General features: G+C 75.2%; 2 protein-coding genes. Both read left to right on the forward strand.

Going from position 1 to position 23,528, the window contains the following annotated elements; genetic code table 11:
* The first annotated feature begins 18 nt into the window (after positions 1-18).
* The gene (locus tag AC07DO_RS37730) at positions 19-12,474 is read left to right on the forward strand and encodes an SDR family NAD(P)-dependent oxidoreductase (RefSeq protein WP_479066642.1); all 12,456 of its coding nucleotides are present in this window, start codon (positions 19-21) and stop codon (positions 12,472-12,474) included.
* Positions 12,471-23,525, forward strand: coding sequence for an SDR family NAD(P)-dependent oxidoreductase (locus tag AC07DO_RS37735; protein WP_479066644.1), 11,055 nt, complete (start codon positions 12,471-12,473; stop codon positions 23,523-23,525). The genes AC07DO_RS37730 and AC07DO_RS37735 overlap by 4 nt, the downstream gene beginning before the upstream one ends.
* Positions 23,526-23,528: the final 3 nt, after the last annotated feature.

Genomic DNA, 23,528 nt, shown 5'->3' on the forward strand with positions numbered 1-23,528 from the left:
CAAAGGTGACGATGCACGGTGAATGACGACAAGCTGCGCGACTATCTCAAGCGGGTGGCCGCCGACCTGCACCGGACCAAGCAGCGCCTCGGCGAGGCCGAGGCCAAGGACCGGGAACCCATCGCCGTCGTCGCCATGGGCTGCCGCTATCCCGGCGGCGTCCGTACCCCCGAGGACCTGTGGGACCTCGTGTCGACGGGCACCGACGCGATCACGCCCTTCCCCGCCGACCGCGGCTGGGACCTCGCCGCGCTGCACGATCCGGCGGGGGAGCGCCCCGGCACCACCTACAGCGCCGAGGGAGGCTTCCTCGACGACGTCGCCGGCTTCGACCCCGGCTTCTTCGGGATCTCCCCGCGCGAGGCCCTCGCCATGGACCCGCAGCAGCGGCTCTTCCTGGAGACCACCTGGGAGACCTTCGAACGCGCCGGGATCGACCCGCACACCCTGCGCGGCAGCCGCACCGGCGTCTTCGCCGGAGTGATGTACCAGGACTACGCGGTCCGGCTGCGCCAAGTGCCCGACGACGTCCAGGGCTACCTCGGAAACGGCAGCTCCGACAGCGTCGCGTCCGGCCGCATCGCCTACACCTTCGGCCTCGAAGGCCCGGCCGTCTCCGTCGACACCGCCTGCTCGTCGTCGCTCGTCGCCCTCCACCTGGCCTGCCAGGCGCTGCGGCACGGCGACTGCACGCTCGCGCTCGCGGGCGGCGCCATGGTGATGTCCACGCCGGTGCCGTTCGTGGAGATGAGCCGGCAGAACGGTCTCGCGGGCGACGGGCGCTGCAAGTCGTTCGCGGCCTCCGCCGACGGCACCGGCTGGGGCGAGGGCGTCGGCATGCTCCTCCTGGAACGCCTGTCGGACGCCCGCCGCAACGGCCACCCGGTGCTCGCGCTCGTCCGTGGCTCCGCCGTCAACCAGGACGGCGCCAGCAGCCGCCTCACCGCTCCCAACGGGCCCTCCCAGCAGCGCGTCATACGCCAGGCACTCGCCAACGCACGGCTCACGGCGGCGGACGTCGACGTCGTCGAGGCCCACGGCACGGGCACCCCGCTCGGCGACCCCATCGAGGCGCAGGCGCTCCTCGCCACGTACGGCCGGGAGCACACCGACGAACAGCCGCTGCTGCTCGGCTCGTTGAAGTCCAACATCGGCCACACCCAGGCCGCCGCCGGTGTCGGCGGCGTCATCAAGATGGTCCTCGCCATGCGGCACGGCGTGGTGCCGCCCTCCCTGCACGGCACGGACCTCACCCCGCAGGTCGACTGGTCCACGGGCGCGCTGAAGCTCGTCACGGACCCCACCGAATGGCCCGGGACCGGGCGCCCGCGCCGCGCCGCCGTGTCCTCCTTCGGCGTCAGCGGCACCAACGGCCACGTCGTCCTGGAAGAGGCCGAACCCGCCGACGTGCCGCAGCCCGCCGACGTGCCGCAGCCTGCCGACGTACCGCCACCCGCCGAGGAACCCGCCGGACCCGTGCCCTGCGTCGTCTCGGGGCGCAGCGCCGACGCCCTGCGGGCCCAAGCAGCCGCGCTGCACGCCCACGTGGAGCGCGCGCCCGACCTGCATCCCGCGGACGTCGCGCACAGCTTGGCTACGGGCCGGGCCGCGCACGAACACCGGGCCGCCCTCATCACCGAGGACCGGCAGACGCTGCTCGACGGCCTCGACGCACTCGCCCGTGACGCCGACCCGCTGCCGCCTGGCATCGTGCGCGGCACGGCCCGCACCGGGGAGGCCGTCGCCTTCGTCTTCCCCGGCCAGGGCTCCCAATGGCCCGGCATGGCCCGTGAACTCCTCGCGTCCTCACCGGTGTTCGCCGCCCGCCTCGCCCAGTGCGCCGACGCCCTCGCCCCGTACACCGACTTCTCCCTCCTCGACGTGGTCCGCGGGGCTCCCGGCGCCCCGGGGTTCGACCGCGTGGACGTCGTGCAGCCCGCCCTGTTCGCGGTGATGGTCTCTCTCGCGGAGGTGTGGCGCGCCCACGGTGTCGAGCCCGCCGCCGTGGTCGGTCACAGCCAGGGGGAGATGGCCGCCGCCTGCGTCGCCGGGGCCCTCACCCTCGACGACGCCGCGAAGGTCGTCGCCCTGCGCGCCAAAGCGCTGCGGGCTCTCGCCGGGCACGGCGGCATGGCGTCGGTGTCGCTCCCCGCCGACCGCGTACGGGAACGTGTCGCGCCCTGGGACGGGCGCATCGCGCTCGCCGCCGTGAACGGCCCCGAGTCGGCCGTCGTCTCCGGCGACCCCGAAGCGCTCGCCGAACTCCTCGCCGCCCTCGAAGCCGAGGGTGTACGGGCCCGCGCCGTCCCCGTCGACTACGCCTCGCACGGCCCGCACGTCGAAGCGATCCGCGACGAGCTGTCCGAGGCCTTGGCGGACATCACACCCCGCCCGGCCGCCGTCCCCTTCTACTCGACCGTCACCGGCGGCCTCCTGGCCACCGAGCGCCTCGACGCCTCCTACTGGTACGACAACCTCCGCCACACCGTGGAGTTCGAGCAGGCCACGCGCGCCCTGCTGGCCGACGGCCACCGCGTACTCGTCGAGGTCAGCCCGCACCCCGTGCTCACCGCGAGCCTCCAGGACACCGCTGCCGCCACCGGCACCGACGCCCTCGCCCTCGGCACGCTGCGCCGCGACGACGGCGGCCCGCGCCGGGTGCTCACCGCACTCGCCGAGCTGCACGTGCGCGGCGTCCACGTCGACTGGGACACCGCTCTCGCAGCGCACAGCACGCGCCGCGTCGACCTGCCCACGTACGCCTTCCAGCGGGAGCGGTACTGGCTGGAGGACACCGGCGCCCCCGCGACCGACGCCGCCTCGCTCGGCCTCGACCCCTCCGGGCACCCGCTCCTCGGCGCTGTCGTCGCACTCGCCGACAGCGAGAGCATGCTGTTCACCGGCAGGCTCTCGCTGCGCACCCACCCCTGGCTCGCCGACCACGCCGTCCAGGGGAACGCCCTGCTGCCCGGCACCGCCTTCCTCGAACTCGCCGTCCTCGCGGGCGACCGCACCGGCTGCCCCCGCGTCGACGACCTCACCCTCGAAGCCCCCCTGACGCTGCCGCCGGACGGAGCCGTCGTGCTGCGCCTGTCCGTCGGCGCGCCGGCCGCCGACGGCACCCGCACCCTGGCCCTGCACGCGCGGCCCGACGACCCGGACACGGACGAGGAGTGGACCCGCCACGCCACGGGAGTCCTCACCCCGGCCGCCGCCGCGTCCCCCGCGGACCTGAGCGCCTGGCCGCCGCCCGGCGCCGAGCCCATCGGCCTCGACGGCATGTACGAGCGCTACGCCGAGGGCGGCTTCGCCTACGGGCCCGCCTTCCAGGGGCTCACGGCGGCGTGGCGGCTCGGCGACGACCTGTACGCCGAAGCGGCGCTGCCGCTCGAACTCCACGAGGACGCGCAGCGGTTCGCTCTGCACCCGGCGCTGCTCGACGCGGCTCTGCATGCCACTGGGCTCGTCGCCGAGGACGCGCGTGGCGCCGCGGAGGGCGGCTCCGTGCAGGCCGCCGTGCAGGCCGCCGTGCAGGGCGGCGCGGAGGGCTTCGCCCAGAGCGACGGGGAGGGCTTCGCGCAGGCCGCCGTACAGGGCGGCGCGGAGGGCTTCGCGCAGGGTAGTGGGGAGGGCTTCCCGCAGGCCGCCGTGCAGAGCGGCGCGGAGAGCTTCGCCCAAGGCGGCGGGCAGGGCTTCGCGCAGGCCGCCGTGCAGAGCGGCGCGGAGGGCTTCGCCCAGGGCAGTGGGGAGGGCTTCGCGCAGGCCGCCGTGCGGAGCGGCGCGGAGGGCTTCGCCCAGAGCGGCGGGGAGGGCTTTGCCCGGGGCAGCGTGGACGGCGGCGACGGCGGCCGCATGCCGTTCGTCTGGTCGGGGGCGACTCTTCACGCGTCGGGCGCCACCGCGCTGCGCGTCCGCCTGACCCGGACCGCACCGGACACCCTCGCCCTCGACGTCGCCGACGCCACCGGAGGCCCCGTCGCCTCCGTGGAGTCCCTGATCCTGCGCCCGGCCGCACCGGGTACCGGCGCCGCCCGCACCCACCACGACTCGCTGTTCCAGGTCGAGTGGGCCCCCGTAACCTGCCCGCCCGCTCCTGTCGACGCCGACTGGACGGTCATCGGGCCCGACGGCCTCGGCCTGCCGGGGGCGACAGTCCATGCCGACACCGCCGCGTTCGTCGCCGCCCTCGACGCGGGCACGGCACCTCCCGCGCTGGTGCTGGTGCCTCAACTGCCCTCCAGCGACGGCGATACGGACGGCGTGGAGGAGGCGCACGCCGCCGTTCACCGGGCACTGGAAACCCTCCAGGCGTGGCTCGCCGACGAGCGTCTCGGCGACACGCGACTCGCCTTCGTCACGCGGGGCGCGGTCCTCACCCGGGACGCCCTCGCGGCCGGGGACGTCGTTGCCGTCGTGGGCACCGCTGCCGTCGGGGACGCCGTTGCCGATGGGAGCACCGTCGGGGAAGCGCCCGTCGACCCGGCCCGCGCCGCCGTGTGGGGGCTGGTGCGTTCCGCGCAGTCCGAACATCCCGGCCGCTTCGTCCTCGTGGACCTGGACGGCGGGGCGGAGGCGGAGGCTGAGGTGGCGCTGGAGGCTGCGGTGGCGCTGGAGCCTGAGTCTGAGCCCGAGGTGGAGGCGGCTTCGGAGGCTGCCACCTCGCCGCTCACCTCCGCCTTCACTCCCACCTTCCCTCTCGCCCTCACTTCCGCGCTCGCCTCCGGCGAACAGCAACTCGCCGTACGCGGTGGCACCGTCTTCGCGCCCCGTCTCGCCAAGGTCCCCGCCACCGACCCGGTACCGGTCGCCCTCGACCCCGACGGCACCGTCCTCGTCACCGGCGGCACCGGGCTGCTCGGCTCCCGCGTGGCCCGTCACCTCGTCGCCCGGCACGGCGTCCGCCACCTCCTCCTCGCCGGGCGTTCAGGACCCGACGCGCCGGGCGTCACGGAACTCACCGCGGAACTCACCGGGCTCGGCGCCCACGTCACCGTCGCCGCCTGCGACGTCGCCGACCGGGACGCGCTCGCCGCCCTGCTCGACGGCATACCGGCCGACCACCCCCTGACGGCCGTCGTGCACGCCGCCGGCACCCTCGACGACGGCGTCATCACCTCCCTCACGCCCGACCGCGTCGACACGGTGCTGCGCCCCAAGGCCGACGCCGCGCTCCACCTGCACGAACTCACCCGGGACATGGACCTGCGGGCCTTCGTCCTCTTCTCCTCCGCCGCGGGCACCTTCGGCGGCCCCGGGCAGGGCAACTACGCCGCCGCCAACGCCTACGTGGACGCCCTAGCCCGGCACCGCCACGCCCTCGGCCTCCCCGCGCAGTCCCTCGCCTGGACCCTGTGGGAGCAGCGCTCCGCCCTGACCGGCCACCTCGACGACGCCGACCTGCGCCGCCTGGCCCGCTCGGGCATGCCGCCGCTCACCACCGACGAGGGTCTCGCGCTCCTCGACGCGGCCCTCACCGTCGACGCACCGGCGCTCGTGCCGCTCCGGCTCGACCCGCGCGCGCTGCGGGCCAGGGCGGCCGAGGGAGAGCCGGTGCCGCCGCTGCTGCGATCGTTCGTCCGCGTACCCGTGCCCGTGCGCAGGGCCGCCGCAGCCATCGCCCCGCCCTCCGGGGTCACCGGCACCGGCACCGCACTGTCCGAGCGTCTCGCCGTACTGTCCGAGGCCGAACGCCTGCGCACACTCGTCCAGTTGGTGTGCGCACAGGCCGCCGCCGTGCTCGGCCACACCTCCGACAGTGCGGTCGTTCCGGCGCGGGCCTTCCGTGACCTCGGCTTCGACTCACTCGCCTCCGTCGAGCTGCGCAACCGCCTGAACGCCGCCACCGGACTGCGGCTCCCCGCCACGCTGGTCTTCGACCACCCGTCGCCGGAGGCACTCGCGGCCCACCTGCGGGACGAACTGACCGGTACGGACGCGGAACCCACCGCATCCGCGTCCGCGCCTTCGACCACGTCCACCGTCTCCGTCGCCGATGAACCCATCGCCATCGTCGCGATGGGCTGCCGCTTCCCCGGAGACGTCCGCACCCCGGACGACCTGTGGCGCCTCGTGGCCTCCGGGGGCGACGGCATCTCCGCGTTCCCCACCGACCGCGGCTGGGACCTCGACACGCTCTACGACCCGGACCCGGCGCACACCGGCACCTCGTACGTGCGCGAAGGCGGATTCCTCACCGGCGCAGGCGACTTCGACGCAGACTTCTTCGGCATCTCGCCCCGCGAGGCGATCGCCATGGACCCGCAGCAGCGCCTGCTGCTCACGCTCACCTGGGAGGCATTCGAACGGGCCGGCATCGACCCCGCCGCGCTGCGCGGCACCCCCGCGGGCGTCTTCATCGGCCTGATGCAGCAGGACTACGCGGTACGGCTCCTCCCGCACATCCCCGAGGACGTCGAGGGCTTCCTGGGCACCGGCAACTCCGGCAGCGTCGTGTCCGGCCGCATCGCCTACGCCTTCGGCCTCGAAGGCCCCGCCCTCACCATCGACACGGCGTGCTCCTCCTCGCTGGTGGCCCTGCACACAGCGGTGCAGTCGCTGCGCCGCGGCGAGTGCGCGCTCGCCCTCGCGGGCGGGGTCACCGTGATGTCCAGCCCCGAACTCTTCGTGGAGTTCAGCCGCCAGGGCGGTCTGGCGGCCGACGGCCGCTGCAAGTCCTTCGCCGCGGGCGCGGACGGCACCGGCTTCGGCGAAGGAGCCGGAATCCTGCTCCTGGAGCGGTTGTCGGACGCCCGCCGCAACGGTCGTCCGGTGCTGGCGGTGGTGCGGGGGAGCGCGGTCAATCAGGACGGTGCGAGCAATGGTCTGACGGCGCCGAACGGTCCTTCGCAGCAGCGGGTGATTCGTGCGGCGTTGGCTGATGCGGGGTTGTCGGCGATGGATGTCGACGCGGTGGAGGCGCATGGTACGGGGACCACGTTGGGGGATCCGATCGAGGCGCAGGCGCTGCTGGCGACGTACGGCCAGGAGCGGGTGGAGGGGCGGCCGTTGTGGCTGGGTTCGCTGAAGTCCAACATCGGCCACACCTCCGCTGCGGCCGGTGTCGCCGGAGTGATGAAGATGGTCCTCGCCATGCGGCACGGGACGCTGCCGCAGACCCTCCACGTCGACGAACCGACCCCTCAGGTCGACTGGACGGCGGGGGAGGTGCGGCTGCTCGCCGAGGCGCGCCCATGGGGCGCCGCCGACGGTCCGCGCCGGGCCGGGGTGTCGTCGTTCGGCGTGAGCGGGACGAACGCTCACGTGATTCTGGAGCAGGTGCCGGAGGACGCCGCCGCGCCGGCTTTCGAGGCGCGTGCGCCGGTGCCGTGGGTGTTCTCGGCGAAGTCGCCGGAGGCGTTGCGGGAGCAGGCGGCGCGCCTGCTGGAGGCGTGCGGTGAGGACGTCGTCCGGATCGGTGACGTGGGCCTGTCGCTGGCGGTGACCCGCGCGCTCCACGAGTACCGGGCCGTAGTGGCCGGTGATCGCGCGCAACTGCTGCAAGGGGTGGGCGCTTTGGCGTCCGGCGAGCCCTCGCCGCATGTCGTGACGGGGAAGGCGACGGTGTCCGGCGGGACGGTGTTCGTGTTCCCGGGGCAGGGTGCGCAGTGGGTGGGCATGGCGCGTGAACTCCTGGATGAGTCGGTGGAGTTCGCCGGGTTCATGGGGGAGTGTGGGGCGGCGCTGGCTCCTTACGTGGAGTGGTCGCTGTTGGATGTGGTGCGCTCGGGCGAGGGGTTCGAGCGGGTGGATGTGGTGCAGCCGGTGCTGTTCGCGGTGATGGTGTCGTTGGCGCGGTTGTGGCGTGTCTACGGGGTGGTGCCCGATGCCGTCGTCGGGCATTCGCAGGGGGAGATCGCGGCGGCGACCGTGGCCGGTGGGCTGTCCCTGGCGGACGGGGCGAAGGTCGTCGCCCTGCGCAGCCGGGCCATCGTGCGCCTCGCCGGGCGCGGCGGAATGGTGTCGCTGGCGCTGACGTCCGCCTCGGTGGAGGAGCGACTGACCGCCTGGGACGGACGCCTGTCGATGGCCGCCGTCAACGGGCCCGCGGCAGTGGTGGTGTCGGGTGACTCCGACGCCCTCGAAGAGCTGCTGGACGGCTGTGAGGCCGAGGGGGTGCGGGCCCGACGCATCGACGTGGACTACGCCTCGCACTCGGTCCATGTGGAGGAGATCGAGAAGGAGTTGAGGGAGGCCCTTGAAGGGGTCGAGCCGGTTGCCGGAGACGTCCCGCTGTTCTCCACGGTGACCGGCGACTGGCTGGACACCTCGGTGATGGATGGCGGGTACTGGTACGCGAATCTGCGTCGCACGGTCGGCTTCGAGGCGGCCGTACGGGACCTGGCCGGTGACGGCTTCGGCGCCTTCGTCGAGGTGAGTCCGCATCCGGTGCTGGCCATGGCGGTCGAGGAGACCCTGGAGGCGGCCGAGGCGAGCGGCGGTGTGGTCCTGGGCACGCTCCGCCGGGACGAAGGCGGGCTCCGGCGGATGCTGCTCGCTCTGGGGCAGGCCCACGCGCACGGCATCACGGTCGACTGGTCGCCCGTCTTCGAGGGCACCGGAGCCACCCGCACCGACCTGCCCACCTACCCCTTCCAGGAGCGCCGTCTCTGGCTGGACGTCCCGACCACCAGCTGGGACGTCGCCTCCGCGGGGCTCGGGACGACAGGGCATCCGCTCCTGGGCGCCGCCGTGGAGATCGCCGACACAGGTGAACTCCTGTGCACCGGCCGCCTCTCGCGGCGCACCCACCCGTGGCTGACCGAGCACGCGGTCGACGGAACCGTCCTGCTGCCCGGCACCGCCTTCCTGGAACTCGCACTGCGCGCCGCCGCCGAAGCCGACTGCGCCACCGTGGACGAACTCACCCTGTCCGCGCCGCTCCTGCTGCCCAATGAGGGTGCCGTCCGCATACAGGTGCGGCTCGGGGCACCCGACGAGGACGGGCGGCGCACGCTCGGCCTCTTCTCGCGGGCCGAGCGCGAGTCCGACCCGGACTCCGAGGCCGTGTCCTCGGGGGCCTCGGGGTCCTCCGGGCACTCGTGGACGGCCCACGCGACCGGAGCCGTCGCCCCCTCGGCCCGGCCCGCGGGGCCCGCCCTCGTCGCCTGGCCGCCGCCCGGCGGCGAGGCCGTGGCCATCGGCGGCCTCTACGAACGGTTCGCGGCCGCCGGATACACGTACGGGCCGACGTTCCAGGGCATCCGCGCCGCCTGGGTCCGGGACGGCGAGGTCTGCGCCGAACTCGTCCTGGACGAGCGGCAGCACGCCGACGCCCCCGGTTACCGCCTGCACCCGGCACTTCTGGACGCCGCCCTGCAGACCGCCGCGCTGCTGCCGGGCCGCGACGACACCGCGCGCCTGCCGTTCAGCTGGAACGACGTGACCGCGCACGCCACGGGAGCCACCGCCGTACGGGTCCGGCTCACCGGCGAGGGGCCGGAAGCCGTCGCCCTGACCGTGTACGACCTCGCGGGACAGGAGGTCCTGTCGGCCGGTTCGCTCGCTCTTCGCCCCGCGTCGGCGGCCGGGCCACGGCGTGCCGGGCACGGCCGGGACGGGCTGCACCGGGTGGACTGGGTGTCCGCACCGGACGCCAAGGCCTCGGTGGAGGCGCCGAGCTGGGCCGACATAGCTGTCCTGCGTGCCGAGCCGGACCGTCCTGTACCTGCCGTGGTCGTCGCCGACTGCCCGCAGCAGGACGCCGCACACGCAGGCCCGCCCGGCAGTACGGAAGGCGGTACGGACGGTGGCCCGGGCGTCGGTACGGACGAGGCCTCGGGGCTCCACACCGCCACCGCCGAGTGCCTCGCCCTCGTACAGGAGTGGCTGTCCGACGAGCGGTTCGACGACTCCGTCCTCGCCGTCGTCACCCAGGGCGCGGTGAGCACCGGACCCGGCGACCGGGCGGCCGACTGGACGCGGTCCGGCGTGTGGGGGCTGCTGCGGACAGCGCAGACCGAACACCCCGGCCGGTTCCTGCTCGTGGACCTCGACGGCCGGCCGGAATCCCGTGCCGCCCTGCCCGCCGCGCTCGCCTCGGGCGAACCCCACGTCGCCGTGCGCGCAGGGGAGGTCCTCGTGCCGCGCCTGACCGCGGGGCCCGGCCGGGACACCCTGGTGCCGCCCGCCGACAGTGCGGACGCCTGGCGGATCGCCCTGTCCGGGGACGGCACGGTCGACGGCCTCACGATCGCCCCCGCGCCCGACGCGCTCGCCCCGCTCGGCGTCGGCCAGGTGCGCGTCGCCGTACGGGCCGCGGGCCTCAACTTCCACGACGTGGTGGTCTCCCTCGGACTCGACCCGGACCAGGCGGGGCTCGGCAGCGAAGGCGCCGGAGTCGTCCTGGAGGTGGGCGCGGGCGTCGGCGACCTGGCGCCGGGGGACAGGGTGATGGGAGTCTTCGGCGGTGCCTTCGGGCCGACCGCCGTCGCCGACCGCCGCACCCTCGCCCGGATACCGGCCGGCTGGACCTTCGCGCAGGCCGCGTCGGTGCCGATCGTCTACCTCACCGCGTACTACGGCCTGTTCGACCTCGGAGGGCTGCGGCGCGGCCAGTCGGTCCTGGTGCACGCGGCGGCAGGCGGCGTCGGCATGGCCGCCGTCCAGCTCGCCCGGCATGCCGGAGCCGAGGTGTACGGGACGGCGAGCCAGGCCAAGCAGCACGTGCTGCGGTCTTCCGGCCTCACCGACGACCACATCGCCTCCACCCGCACCCTCGACTTCGCCGACCGCTTCCTCGAAACCAGCGGCGGCCAGGGCGTGGACGTCGTACTCGACTGCCTGGCACGGGAGTTCGTCGACGCGTCTCTGACGCTGCTGCCGCGCGGCGGCCGCTTCGTGGAAATGGGCAAGACCGACGTACGTGACGCCGCCGAGGTGGCACGCGAGCACCCCGGCGTCCACTACCGGGCCTTCGACCTGATGGAGGCCGGGGCCGAACGGGTCGGCGCGATGCTCGCCGAAGTCCTGTCCCTGTTCGAGCGGGGCGTCCTGAAGCCGCTGCCCCTCACCTGCTGGGACCTGCGCCAGGCCCCACAGGCGTTCCGCCACCTGAGCCAGTCCCGGCACATCGGCAAGAACGTCCTCACCCTGCCCGCACCCCTCGACCCACAGGGCACCGTCCTGGTCACCGGCGGCACCGGCACCCTCGGCGGGCTCGTCGCCCGCCACCTCGTCACCGCCCACGGCGTACGCAGGCTGCTCCTGACGGGACGCCTCGGCACGGCGGCCCCGGGTGCCGAACGGCTCGTACGCGAACTCGCCGAGGCGGGCGCCGAGGTGAGCGTCGAGGCCTGCGACGTGACCGACCGCGCCGCGCTCGCCGAACTCCTCGCGCACGTACCGGACGCGCACCCGCTCACCGGTGTCGTGCACGCCGCTGGAGTCCTCGACGACGCCACCGTCACCGCGCTCACGCCCGAGCAGCTCGAAAGCGTCCTGCGGCCCAAGGCGGACGCCGCACTCGCCCTGCACGAGCTGACCCGGGAACACGACCTGGCTGCCTTCGTCCTGTTCTCCTCCGGCGCGGCCCTGCTCGGCAGCGCCGGACAGGCCAACTACGCCGCCGCCAACGCCTCACTCGACGCACTGGCCGCACGCCGCCGTGCCGAAGGGCTGCCCGCCGTCTCCGTCGCATGGGGCATGTGGGAGGAGCGCAGCAACCTGACCGCGCACCTCACCGACACCGACGTGCGGAAAATGGCGCGGGGCGGCATCGGCGCCCTGTCCACCGAAGCGGCCCTCGCCCTCTTCGACGCGGCACTGACCGCGGCGCAGCCGCACGTACTGGCCGCCGATGTCGACACGGCGACGTTGCGCGCCGCGGCCGCCACCGGAAGCCCGCTGCCGCCGCTGCTCAGCGGTCTCGTGCGCGGCGCACCGCGCAAGGGCGCCGTGCCCGCGGTCTCCGCCGCGCCCGCCGCGCCCGCCGGGCCTTCGCTCGCCGAACAGCTGGCGGAGCTGCCGCCCGCCGAGGCGCACCGGGCCCTGCTCGACCTGGTGCGCGGCAACGCGGCCGCCGTGCTCGGCCACGCCTCGACCGACCTGATCGGCGCGGAACGGCCGTTCAAGGAGCTCGGCTTCGACTCTCTCACCGGCGTCGAACTCCGCAACCGGCTCACGGCGGTGACCGGGACCCGGCTGCCGGCCGCGCTCGTCTTCGACCACCCCACCCCCGAAGCGCTCGCCCGGCACCTCGCCACCCGGCTCCTCGCCGGTGCCGCGCCGGCCGCGCCACCGGGCGCCGCCGAACTCGACCGGCTCGACGCGCTCGCGACCGAACTGGCCGGCGCGGGCACCGACGGGGCACAGCGGCGCGCGGACCTCGCCCGGCGGCTGCGCGGCGCCCTCGCCCGCCTCGAACCGGCGGCGGAGGCCACGGGGACCGACGGCGGCGCGGACTCCGCCGAAGCCGTCGAGTCCGCCACCAACGAAGAGATCTTCGACCTGATCGACAAGGAGCTGGGCATCTCGTGAGTCCCGTACAGAAGCCGCAGCACGCATGGGACGAGCAAAAGGCTCAGTCCACCGAGCAGAAGTCGCAGCCCACCGAGCAGAAGTCCCAGTCCACCGAACCGAAGTCGCAGCCCACGGAGCAGAAGCTCCGTGACTACCTCAACCGCGTCACCGTCGACCTGCGCGACACCCGCCGACGGCTGCGCGAGGCCGAGGGCAGGAACCGCGAGCCGATCGCCGTGGTCTCGATGAGCTGCCGCTTCCCCGGCGGTGTCCGCACCCCCGAAGAGCTGTGGGACCTCCTGGCCGCCGGCCGTGACACCGTCACCGGCGTGCCCGGCGACCGCGGCTGGGACACCGCACGCCTCACCGCGGGCGGCGTGCCCTGCCGGGGCGCCTTCATCGACGGCGCCGCCGACTTCGACGCCGAGTTCTTCGCCGTGTCGCCGCACGAGGCCGTCGCGATGGACCCGCAGCAGCGGCTGCTGCTCCAGGCCGCGTGGGAAGCCGTCGAACGCGCCGGCATCGACCCGGCGTCGCTGCGCGCCACCCGCACCGGCGTGTTCGCCGCCGCCATCGACCAGGGTTACGCGCAGCTCGGCGCCGGCGCCCCCGAGACCGTCCAGGGCTTCCTGATGACCGGCAACTCGATGAGCGTCATGTCCGGTCGCATCGCCTACGCACTCGGCCTGGAGGGGCCTGCCGTCACCGTCGACACGGCCTGCTCGGCGTCGCTCGTCGCCCTGCACCAGGCGGCGCGGGCGCTGCGCGCCGAGGAGTGCTCGCTCGCCCTGGCGGGCGGCGTCACCGTGATGTCGCGGCCATCGGTTTTCACCGAGTTCAGCCGGCAGGGAGCCATGGCCGCCGACGGCCGCTGCAAGCCGTTCTCGGCCACCGCCGACGGCACCGGCTGGGGCGAGGGCGTCGGCGTGCTCCTCCTGGAACGCCTCTCGGACGCCCGCCGCAATGGGCACCCCGTCCTCGCCGTGCTGCGCGGCTCCGCCGTCAACCAGGACGGCGCGAGCAACGGTCTCACCGCGCCGAACGGGCCCAGCCAGCAGCGCGTCATCCGCGACGCGCTCGCCGACGCGGGCCTGTCCGCCGCCGATGTCGACGCCGTCGAGGCCCACGGCACGGGCACCACCCTCGGCGACCCCATCGAGGCCGACGCGCTGCTCGCCACGTACGGCAGGGAACGCCGCGCCGGACAGCCGCTGTGGCTCGGCTCGATGAAGTCCAACATCGGCCACACCCAGGCCGCCGCCGGAGTCGCGGGCGTCATCAAGACGGTCCTCGCGCTGCGCCATGGGATGCTGCCGCCGACCCTGCACATCACCGAGCCGACACCGCACGTGGACTGGAGCGAAGGCGGTGTCGCGCTCCTGACCGAGGCCAGGGAGTGGCCCGAGACCGGCGGGCCGCGCCGGGCGGGCGTCTCCTCCTTCGGCATGAGCGGCACCAACGCCCACGTCATCCTGGAAGAGGCCCCGGAGGCCGAGCCGCCGCTGCGTTCCGCGGGCACCGAGGCCACCCCGGGCGCCGAGAGCACCCCGGACAGCGAGAGCACCTCAGGCACCGAGAGCACCGGCGGCACCGTCCCGGACGTCGTGCCCTGCGTGCTCTCCGCGCGCACCGCGGGCGCCCTGCGCGACCAGGCCGTACGCCTCAGGGCGCGCCTCGCCGCGGACCCGCAGGCGCGCCCCGCCGACATCGGCTACTCGCTCGCCACCACGCGGACCGCGTTCGCGCACCGCGCCGCCGTGACGGCCGCCGACCGCGCCGAACTCCTCGCGGCGCTGGACGAGACGGCCCGCGACCCCGAGAACGCCACGGCCGCCGTCACCGGCCTCGCGGAGCCCGGACCCGGCCGGATCGCCATGGTCTTCCCGGGGCAGGGCGCGCAGTGGCCCGGCATGGGCCGCGAACTCCTCGGGACCGCACCGGAGTTCGCCCGCTCCATGGCCGCCTGCGAGGACGCGCTGGCCCCCTTCGTCGACTGGTCGCTGCGCGATGCCGTACGCGGCGGCCCCGGCGCGGCGGCGTTGGACCGGGTCGACGTGGTGCAGCCCGCGCTGTTCGCGACGATGGTGTCGCTCGCCGCCCTGTGGCGTTCCTGGGGTGTCGAGCCGGACGCCGTGGTGGGGCACTCGCAGGGGGAGATCGCCGCGGCGGTCGTCGCCGGGGCGCTGTCGCTGGAGGACGGGGCGAAGGTTGTCGCCCTGCGCAGCCGGGCCATCGCCGCGCTCGCGGGCGACGGCGGCATGGTCTCGCTCGCGGTGCCCCGTGAGCGGGCCGAGGAAGTGATCGCCCCCTGGGCGTCGCGGCTGTCGGTCGCCGCCGTCAACGGCCCCGCGTCGGTGGTGGTGTCCGGCGACGCGGCGGCCCTCGCCGAACTGACCGCGGCCTGCGCCGCGAACGGCGTGCGCGCCCGCACGGTCCCCGTCGACTACGCCTCCCACTCCGCGCACGTCGAGAGCATCGAGCACGACATCCTGACGGCCCTCTCGGGCATCGCCCCGGCCGCCTCCCGCGTCCCGCTCCTCTCCACCGTCACGGGGGAGTGGCTGGACACCACGGTCATGGACGCCGCGTACTGGTACCGCAACCTGCGCCGTACCGTGCGCTTCGACACCGCTGTCCGCGCACTCGCCGAGCAGGGCCACGGCGTCTTCCTCGAAGTGTCCCCGCACCCCGTCCTCACGGTGCCGGTCCAGGACACCGCCGAGTCCGCGGGCGTCCCCGACGCGGTCGTCACCGGCACCCTGCGCCGTGACGAGGGCGGTCTGCGCCGCGCCCTCACCTCCGCTGCCGAACTGTGGGCGCGCGGTGTGCCGGTGGACTGGCGGAAGGTGTACGAGGGCCGGGACGCGCGCCGCGTCGACCTGCCCACGTACCCGTTCCAACAGCGCCGCCACTGGCTGACGCCCACGTCGCCGCCGCCCCCCGTCCACAGCGACACGGACTTCTGGAACCTGGTGGAACGCGGCGACGTGACGGAAGCGGCCACCGCCCTCGACGTGGACGCGGCACCCCTGCGCGAGGTCCTCCCCGCCCTGAACCAGTGGCGCCACCGGGCCACCCCTGACCTCTCCGACGCCTGGCGCTACCACGTCGCCTGGCACCCCGTCCCCGACCCGCCGGCCCCCGCGCTCGACGGAACATGGCTGGTTCTGCTCCCCGAGGGACACGAGGAGACCGAAACGGCACGTGACGTCGTACGGGCCCTGCGGCGACACGGAGCCGAGGTACTCACGACAGAGGTCCCGGTGACAGGTGGGGTACGGAGCCCCGAGGCCCCCCACCCGTCCTCCGCCCACCCGGCGCCCGGTCTTGGCGCCCCAGACTTCCCCGCCTCCGACCGCCCGGCGACGGGCCTGGGCGCCGCCGACCACGCGGCCCCAGACTTCCGCGCCTCCGACCGCCCGGCGAAGGGCTTGGGTGCCGCCGACCACGCGGCCCCAGATCTCCGCGCCGCTGACCGCCCGGCGACGGGCTTGGGAGTCACCGGCCACGCGGCCCCAGACTTCCGCGCCTCTGACCGCCCGGCGACCGGCCTCGGCGCCGCCGACCACGCGGCCCCAGACGTCCCCACCTCCGACCACCCGGCCACAGGCATCCTCCCCGCCGCCGACCACCCGGCTGCCACCCGCCCCAGCACCGACCACCCGTCGACCGACCTCCGCGCCCCTGACCACCCCGTCTCCGCTCCCCGCGACACCACCGACCACCCCGCCCCCGCCCCCCGCGACACCACCGACCGCACCCGTCTCGCCGTCGTCCTCGCCGACGTCGTCGACGGGCGGCCCCTCGTCGGGGTTCTCTCGCTGCTCGGGATGGCCGACTTCCCGCACCCGTGCCATCCGGGCCTGCCCGCCGGGACGGCTCTGACCCTCGCGCTCGTCCAGGCGCTGGGTGACCTAGGTGTCGGCGCGCCCCTGTGGTGTGTCACCCAGGGCGCCGTGTCCACGGATGCGGCCGATCCGCTCAGCGCGCCCGCGCAGGCGCAGGTGTGGGGCACCGGCATGGTCGCCGCGCTGGAACACCCGCAGCGCTGGGGCGGGTTGGTGGATCTGCCCGGGGAGGTCGACGCCCGCGCCGGGGAACGGCTCTGCGCCGCGCTCGGCGGCCCCGACGGCGAGGACCAGCTCGCGGTGCGCCCCACCGGTCTCCTCGTCCGCCGTCTCGTCCGCGCCCCCCGGCCCGCCCGCCCCGCGCGCTCCTGGAAGCCCCGGGGCACCGTCCTGCTCACCGGTGGCACCGGAGCGCTCGGCCCGCACCTGGCCCGCTGGCTGGCCCGCGGCGGCGCCGCGCACCTGGTCCTGCCCGGACGGCGCGGGGAAGACGTACCGGGAGCGGACGAACTCCGGGCCGAGCTCGACGAGTTCGGTACGACGCTCGCCATGCCGGTCTGCGACCTGGCCGACCGCGACCAGGTCGAAGGGCTCCTCGCCGGGCTCGACGCCGACGGCACACCCGTCACCGCCGTCGTGCACGCCGCCGCGTACATCGCGCTCGCCCCACTCGACACCATCCCTGTATCGGCGTACGAGAGCGTCGTCGCCGCCAAGGCGGCCGGCGCGGCTCACCTCGACGCGCTGCTGGACCGCGAACTCGACGCGTTCGTGCTGTTCTCCTCGATCGCCGGCGTCTGGGGGAGCGGCGACCACGGCGCGTACTCCGCGGCCAACGCCCACCTCGACGCCCTCGCCCAGCACCGACGCGGCCGCGGCCTGAGCGCGACCACCGTCGACTGGGGCATCTGGCGGGCCGGGCCGCCCCCGGCCGAGGGCGGCGCGCCGGTCAACGAGGACACCGAGGACACCGATCTCTTCAACCTCGAAGAGCACGGCCTGCCCCGGATCGACGCCGAACGGGCGCTCACCGCGCTCCAGCACGTCCTCGACTACGACGAGACGCTCGTGACCGTCGCCGACGTGGACTGGGAGCAGTTCGCCCCGGTGTTCACCTCCAGCCGCCCCAGCCCGCTCCTGCGCACCGTCCCCGAGGCCCGCCGCGCCCTTGAGGGCCACGGCGTAGCCGACGCCCCGGCCGCGTCCGAGCTGCGGCGGCGGCTCACCGCGCTGCGGCGGCCCGCCGAGCGGGACCGGCTGCTGCTGGACCTAGTCCGAGGCCACGCCGCCGCCGTCCTCGGCCACGACCGCGCCGACGCCGTACCGCCGGGGAGGGCGTTCCAGGATCTCGGCTTCGCCTCCCTCACCGCCGTCGATCTCCGCAACCGCCTCAACAAGGCCACCGGCCTCCGGCTGCCGTCGACCCTCGTCTTCGACCACCCGTCGGCCACCGCGCTCGCCACCCACCTGAAGTCCTGCCTGCTCGGCGCGGACGAGAGGGCCCCGGCGTCGGCGGTGGCCATGGCGGACGCCCTTCCCGAAGCCGCCGACGAACCGATCGCCATCGTCTCCATGGGCTGCCGCCTGCCCGGCGGCGTCACCTCGCCCGAGGAGCTCTGGCAATTGCTCGACGACCGCGGCGACGCCGTCACCGGATTCCCGGCCGGGCGCGGCTGGGACCTCGACGCGCTCTACGACCCCGACCCGGAGAACCCGGGCACCTCGACCACCCGGCACGGAGGATTCCTGCACGACGCCGCCGACTTCGACGCCGCCTTCTTCGGCATCTCGCCCCGCGAGGCCCTCGCCATGGACCCGCAGCAGCGGCTCCTCCTGGAAGTCTCCTGGGAGGCCCTGGAACGCGCGGGCCTGGACCCGGAGGCGCTGCGCGGCAGCCGTACGGGTGTCTTCACCGGCGTCAACTACAGCGACTACGGCGCCGCGGTGGCCCGTTCCGCGGAGGGCGAGGGCCATCTGCTGACCGGCAGCGCCCCCAGCGTCGTCTCCGGGCGCGTCGCCTACACGCTCGGCCTGGAGGGCCCGGCGGTCACCGTCGACACCGCCTGCTCGTCGTCCCTGGTCGCCCTGCACCTGGCCGCCCGCGCGCTGCGCGCCGGTGACTGCACGCTGGCCCTGGTCGGCGGCGTCGCGGTGATGGCGACGCCCGGCGCCCTCATCAGCTTCTCGCGGCAGCGCGGCCTCGCCGCCGACGGCCGGTGCAAGGCGTTCTCCGAAGACGCCGACGGCATGGGCATGGGCGAGGGAGCCGGCGTGCTGCTCGTCGAGCGGCTCGGCGAGGCCCACCGCAACGGCCACCCCGTCCTCGCCGTGCTGCGCGGCTCGGCCGTCAACCAGGACGGTGCCAGCAACGGCCTGTCGGCCCCCAACGGCCCCAGCCAGCAGCGCGTCATCCGCGCCGCCCTCGCCGACGCGGGTCTGTCCGGCGCGGACGTCGACGTGGTAGAGGCCCACGGCACCGGTACGACCCTGGGCGATCCCATCGAGGCCCAGGCGCTCCTCGCCACGTACGGTCAGGACCGGCCCGAGGGGCGGCCCCTCCTGATCGGCTCCCTCAAGTCCAACATCGGCCACACACAGGCACTTTCGGGTGTCGCGGGCGTCATGAAGACGGCGCTGGCCCTGCGCCACGCCACCGTCCCGGCGACGCTCCACGCCGACCGCCCCACCACCCACGTGGACTGGACCGAGGGCGACGTCGTGCTCGTCACCGAGGCCGAGCGGTGGCCTGAGACCGGCAGGCCGCGGCGTGCGGGTGTGTCCTCCTTCGGCCTCAGCGGCACCAACGCCCACGTCGTACTGGAACAGGCGCCCGAGCTGCCCGAAGCCCAGGAGACCGCACAAGGCCCCGAGCTGTCCGAAGCCCCGGAGACCGCACAAGGCCCCGGACTCACCGAAGCCCCGGAGGCCGCACAAGGCTCCGAGCCCCCCGAAGACTCGGAGACCGCACCGGGCTCCGAGCGCACCGCAGCGCAGCCCGAACTCGCCCCGGCCGCCCCGGCCGTACCGCCCGCCCAGGTCGTGCCCTGGCTCCTGTCGGCCCGCTCGGCCGACGCCCTGCGCGCCCAGGCCGACCGCCTGCTCCGGCACCTGACCCGGACGGGCCCAGCCGACGCGGCGGACGTCGCCCTGTCCCTCGCGGGGCGCACCGCCTTCCCGCACCGCGCCGTCCTCGTCGGCGACCGGGACCGCCTGCTGCCCGCTCTGAAGGAGTGGGCAGCAGGCGACGCCCCCGCCATCAGCGGCGTCGCCGACCCCGACGCACGCACCGTCCTGATGTTCCCGGGGCAGGGCTCGCAGTGGACCGGCATGGCCCGTCAACTCCTCGACGAGTCACCCGAGTTCGCCGACGGCATGCGCGCCTGCGCGGCCGCGCTCGCCCCGCACGTCGACTGGTCGCTGCTCGACGCCGTGCGCGACGGCGGCGGACTGGAGCGCGTCGACGTGGTGCAGCCCGTCCTCTTCGCCGTGATGGTGTCCCTCGCACGACTGTGGAAGGCGTACGGCGTCGTCCCGGACGCCGTCGTCGGGCACTCCCAGGGCGAGATCGCGGCGGCCGTGGTGGCCGGCGCGCTGACGCTGGACGACGGGGCGAAGGTCGTCGCCCTGCGCAGCCGCGCGATAGCCCGGCTCGCCGGGCACGGCGGCATGGTGTCGCTCGCGCTGCCGTCGTGCCGGGCCGCCGAGCGGATCGCGGCCTGGGACGGACGGCTGTCGGTGGCGGCGGTCAACGGGCCGTCGGCGGTGGTGGTCTCCGGTGACGTGGACGCCCTGGACGAGCTCGTGACGGCGTGCGAGGCCGACGGGGTGCGCGCCCGGCGCGTCGACGTCGACTACGCCTCCCACTCCGCCCACATGGAGGCCCTCGAAGCCGAACTGACCACCGCCCTCAAGGACATCGAGGCCGTCACGGCGGACATCCCGCTGTACTCCACGGTGACGGACGACTGGCTCGACACGGCGACGATGGACGCCCGCTACTGGTACGCCAACCTCCGCCGCACCGTGGGTTTCGAGTCCGCCGTCCGCGCGCTCGCCGCGGCGGGCCACCGTACGTACATCGAGGTGAGCCCGCACCCCGTCCTCACCCCGGCAGTGGAGGAGACCCTGGAGTCGGCGGGCGCCGAAGCGGCGGCCGTGCTCGGTACGCTGCGGCGCGACGAGGGCGGCATGGAGCGCCTGCTTCAGTCCCTCGGCGCCGCCTGGGCGCACGGCGCCCCCGTCGACTGGGCACCGCTGTTCGCGGGCACGGCGGCACGCCGCGTCGACCTGCCGACGTACGCCTTCCAGCACCAGCCGTACTGGGCCGTGCCGGGCCCGGACACCGGCGGTGACGTCACGGCAGCGGGCCTCGGCACGACCGGTCACCCCCTCCTGGCCGCGTCCGTCGAGCTCGCCGACACCGGCGAGACGCTGCTCAGCGGGCGCATCTCGGCGCGCACCCACCCCTGGCTCGCCGACCACGCCGTATCGGACGTCGTGCTGCTGCCCGGCGCCGCGTTCGTGGACCTCGCCGTCCGCGCCGGGGACGAGACCGGATGCCCCGTCCTGGAGGAACTCACCCTCCAGGCCCCCCTGGTGCTGCCCGCCACCGGCGGCGTACAGCTCCAGGTACGCGTCGGCGCCCCGGACGACACCGGCCGCCGCACCGTGGACGTACACGCGCGGCCGGACGCCGAGGCCGACGCGCCATGGACGCCGCACGCCTCGGGGGTCCTGGCCGAAACGGCCGCGGAAGAACCACGGGACGGCAGGGCGGGGCGGCCCCCGGCCGGCGCCGAGCCCGTCGACGTCGGCGACCTCTACGAGCGCTTCGCCACGGCCGGATACGGCTACGGCCCCGCCTTCCAGGGGCTGCGAGCCGCCTGGCGGCACGGCGGCGACCTCTACACCGAAGTACGCCTGGACGAGGACCAGCAAGCGGCGGCCGCAGCCTTCGGCATCCACCCCGCGCTGCTCGACGCGGCGCTCCAAGGGCTGTGGCTGGCGCCCGGCGGCAGCGGGGGCGCGGACCTCGCACCGGGCACCGCACGGCTCCCGTTCGCGTGGACCGGCGTGACGCTGCACGCCTCCGGTGCCACCGCCCTGCGCGTCCGCCTCTCCCAGGACACCGGCGTACCCGGCGCCGACAGCCCGGACACCGACGGGGCCGTGTCCCTCACCGCGCACGACCTCTCCGGCCGACCGGTGATCACAGTGACAGGGCTCGCCGTCCGGCCTGTCGACGTCGACGCCCTGCGCGCCGCCACCGCCCCGGCGGCGGACGACCCCCTGTACCGCCTGGAGTGGACGCCCGTGTCCACCGGCGCCGCCGACCGCACCCGGCAGGGCCGTTGGGTCGCACTCGGCCCCGGCGTGCCGCTGCCCGACGGCTACCCGGACCTCGCGGGCCTCGCCGAGGCCGTCGACGGCGGGGCGCCCGTGCCCGACGTGGTCCTCGTGCCGTGCGCCGCGGCCGCCGGGGAGGACGTCCGGGGGAAGAACGGGGGCGACGCGTCCGCCGTACGCGCCCTCGTGGGCGCCACCCTCGAAACCCTCCAGGCATGGTTCGCCGACGACCGGTTCGCCGACACCCGCCTGGTGTTCCTCACGCGCGGCGCCGTCCGCACGGGTCCGGACGACAGCCTGAGCGATCCCGCGGCCGCGGCGGCACGCGGCCTGGTGCGCTCGGCCCAGTCCGAACACCCGGGCCGTCTCGTCCTCGTCGACACCCAGGACCACGAGGACGCGCTCGCCCTGCTGCCGGGCGCCCTGGACCTCGACGAGCCCCAACTGGCCGTACGCGAAGGGAAACTGCTCGCGGCGCGCCTCACCCGAGGCCCGGCGCCGGGCGGGGAGACCGACCACCGTCCCGCGCCGCTCGACCCCGACGGCACCGTCCTCGTCACAGGGGCCGGAGGCGTACTCGGCGGACTCGTGGCCCGGCACCTCGTGGACCGCCACGGCGTCCGACACCTGCTCCTGGCCGGGCGGCGCGGAGCCGCCGCGCCCGGGGCCGGCGTGCTCCTCGCCGACCTCCGGGCCCTCGGCGCCGAGGCGGAGTTCGCGGCCTGCGACGTCGCCGACCCGGACGCCGTCGCGGAGTTGCTGGCGAGGGTGCCCGCCGAGCACCCCCTGACGGGCGTCGTGCACGCCGCCGGTGTCCTCGACGACGGCGTCATCACCTCGCTCACACCGGAACGTCTCGACCGCGTGCTGCGGCCCAAGGTGGACGCGGCCCTCGCCCTGCACGAGGCGACGCGCGGCATGCCGCTGACGGCGTTCGTCCTGTTCTCCTCCGCCGCGGGCGTCATCGGCAACGCGGGCCAGGCCAACTACGCGGCCGCCAACGCCTACCTGGACGCCCTGGCCGAGCGCCGCGGCGCGGCGGGGCTGCCCGCCCAGTCGCTCGCCTGGGGCCTGTGGGAACAGCGCAGCGAGATGACCGGCACGCTGGACGGGACCGGAACCCGGCGGATGACCCGCGGCGGTGTCGCCGCGCTCACCGACACCCAGGGCCTCGCGCTGTTCGACGCGGCACTGCGCCGCGACGACGCCCTGCTCGTGCCCGTGCGGCTCGACACCGCCCGGCTGCGGGCGGGTGCCGCGCGCGGCACCGTGCCGCCGCTGCTGCGCGGCCTGGTGCGCGGCGCCCGCCCCACCGCCGACGGAGCCGGCATCGCTCAAGCAGCGTCTCTGCGCGAGCAGTTGGCTTCCCTTGGTGCCGAGGAGCGCCGGGAGCGGATCGAGGAGCTGGTACGGGCCCGGGTCGCCGACGTCCTCGGGCACGGGGGGGCCGAAGCGATCGACCCGGAGCAGGCGTTCAAGGACCTCGGCTTCGACTCCCTGACCGCCGTCGACCTCCGTAACCGCCTGAACGCGGCCACCGGCCTGCGGCTGCCCGCCACCCTCGTCTTCGACCACCCGACCCCGGCGGCCGCGGCCGCCTACGTGACCGCGCGCCTCGCCCCGGCCACCGACCCCACCGCCCCCGCGGCCCCGGACGGTCCGGACGGCGACCGGGAGCTCCAACGGCGGCTCGCCGCCGTCCCGGTGGCCCGGCTGCGCGCGGCCGGCCTCCTGGACGCGGTGCTCCGCCTCACTGAAACCGAAACCGAAGCCGCGCCTGAGGCCGAGGCCACGGCGGACGACACCGACGCGATCAGGGAGATGGAAGTGGACAGCCTCGTGCGGATGGCACTCGGCGGCGGCGATCGTGCCTGATCC

The sequence above is a fragment of the Streptomyces sp. NPDC045678 genome, from assembly GCF_056432085.1.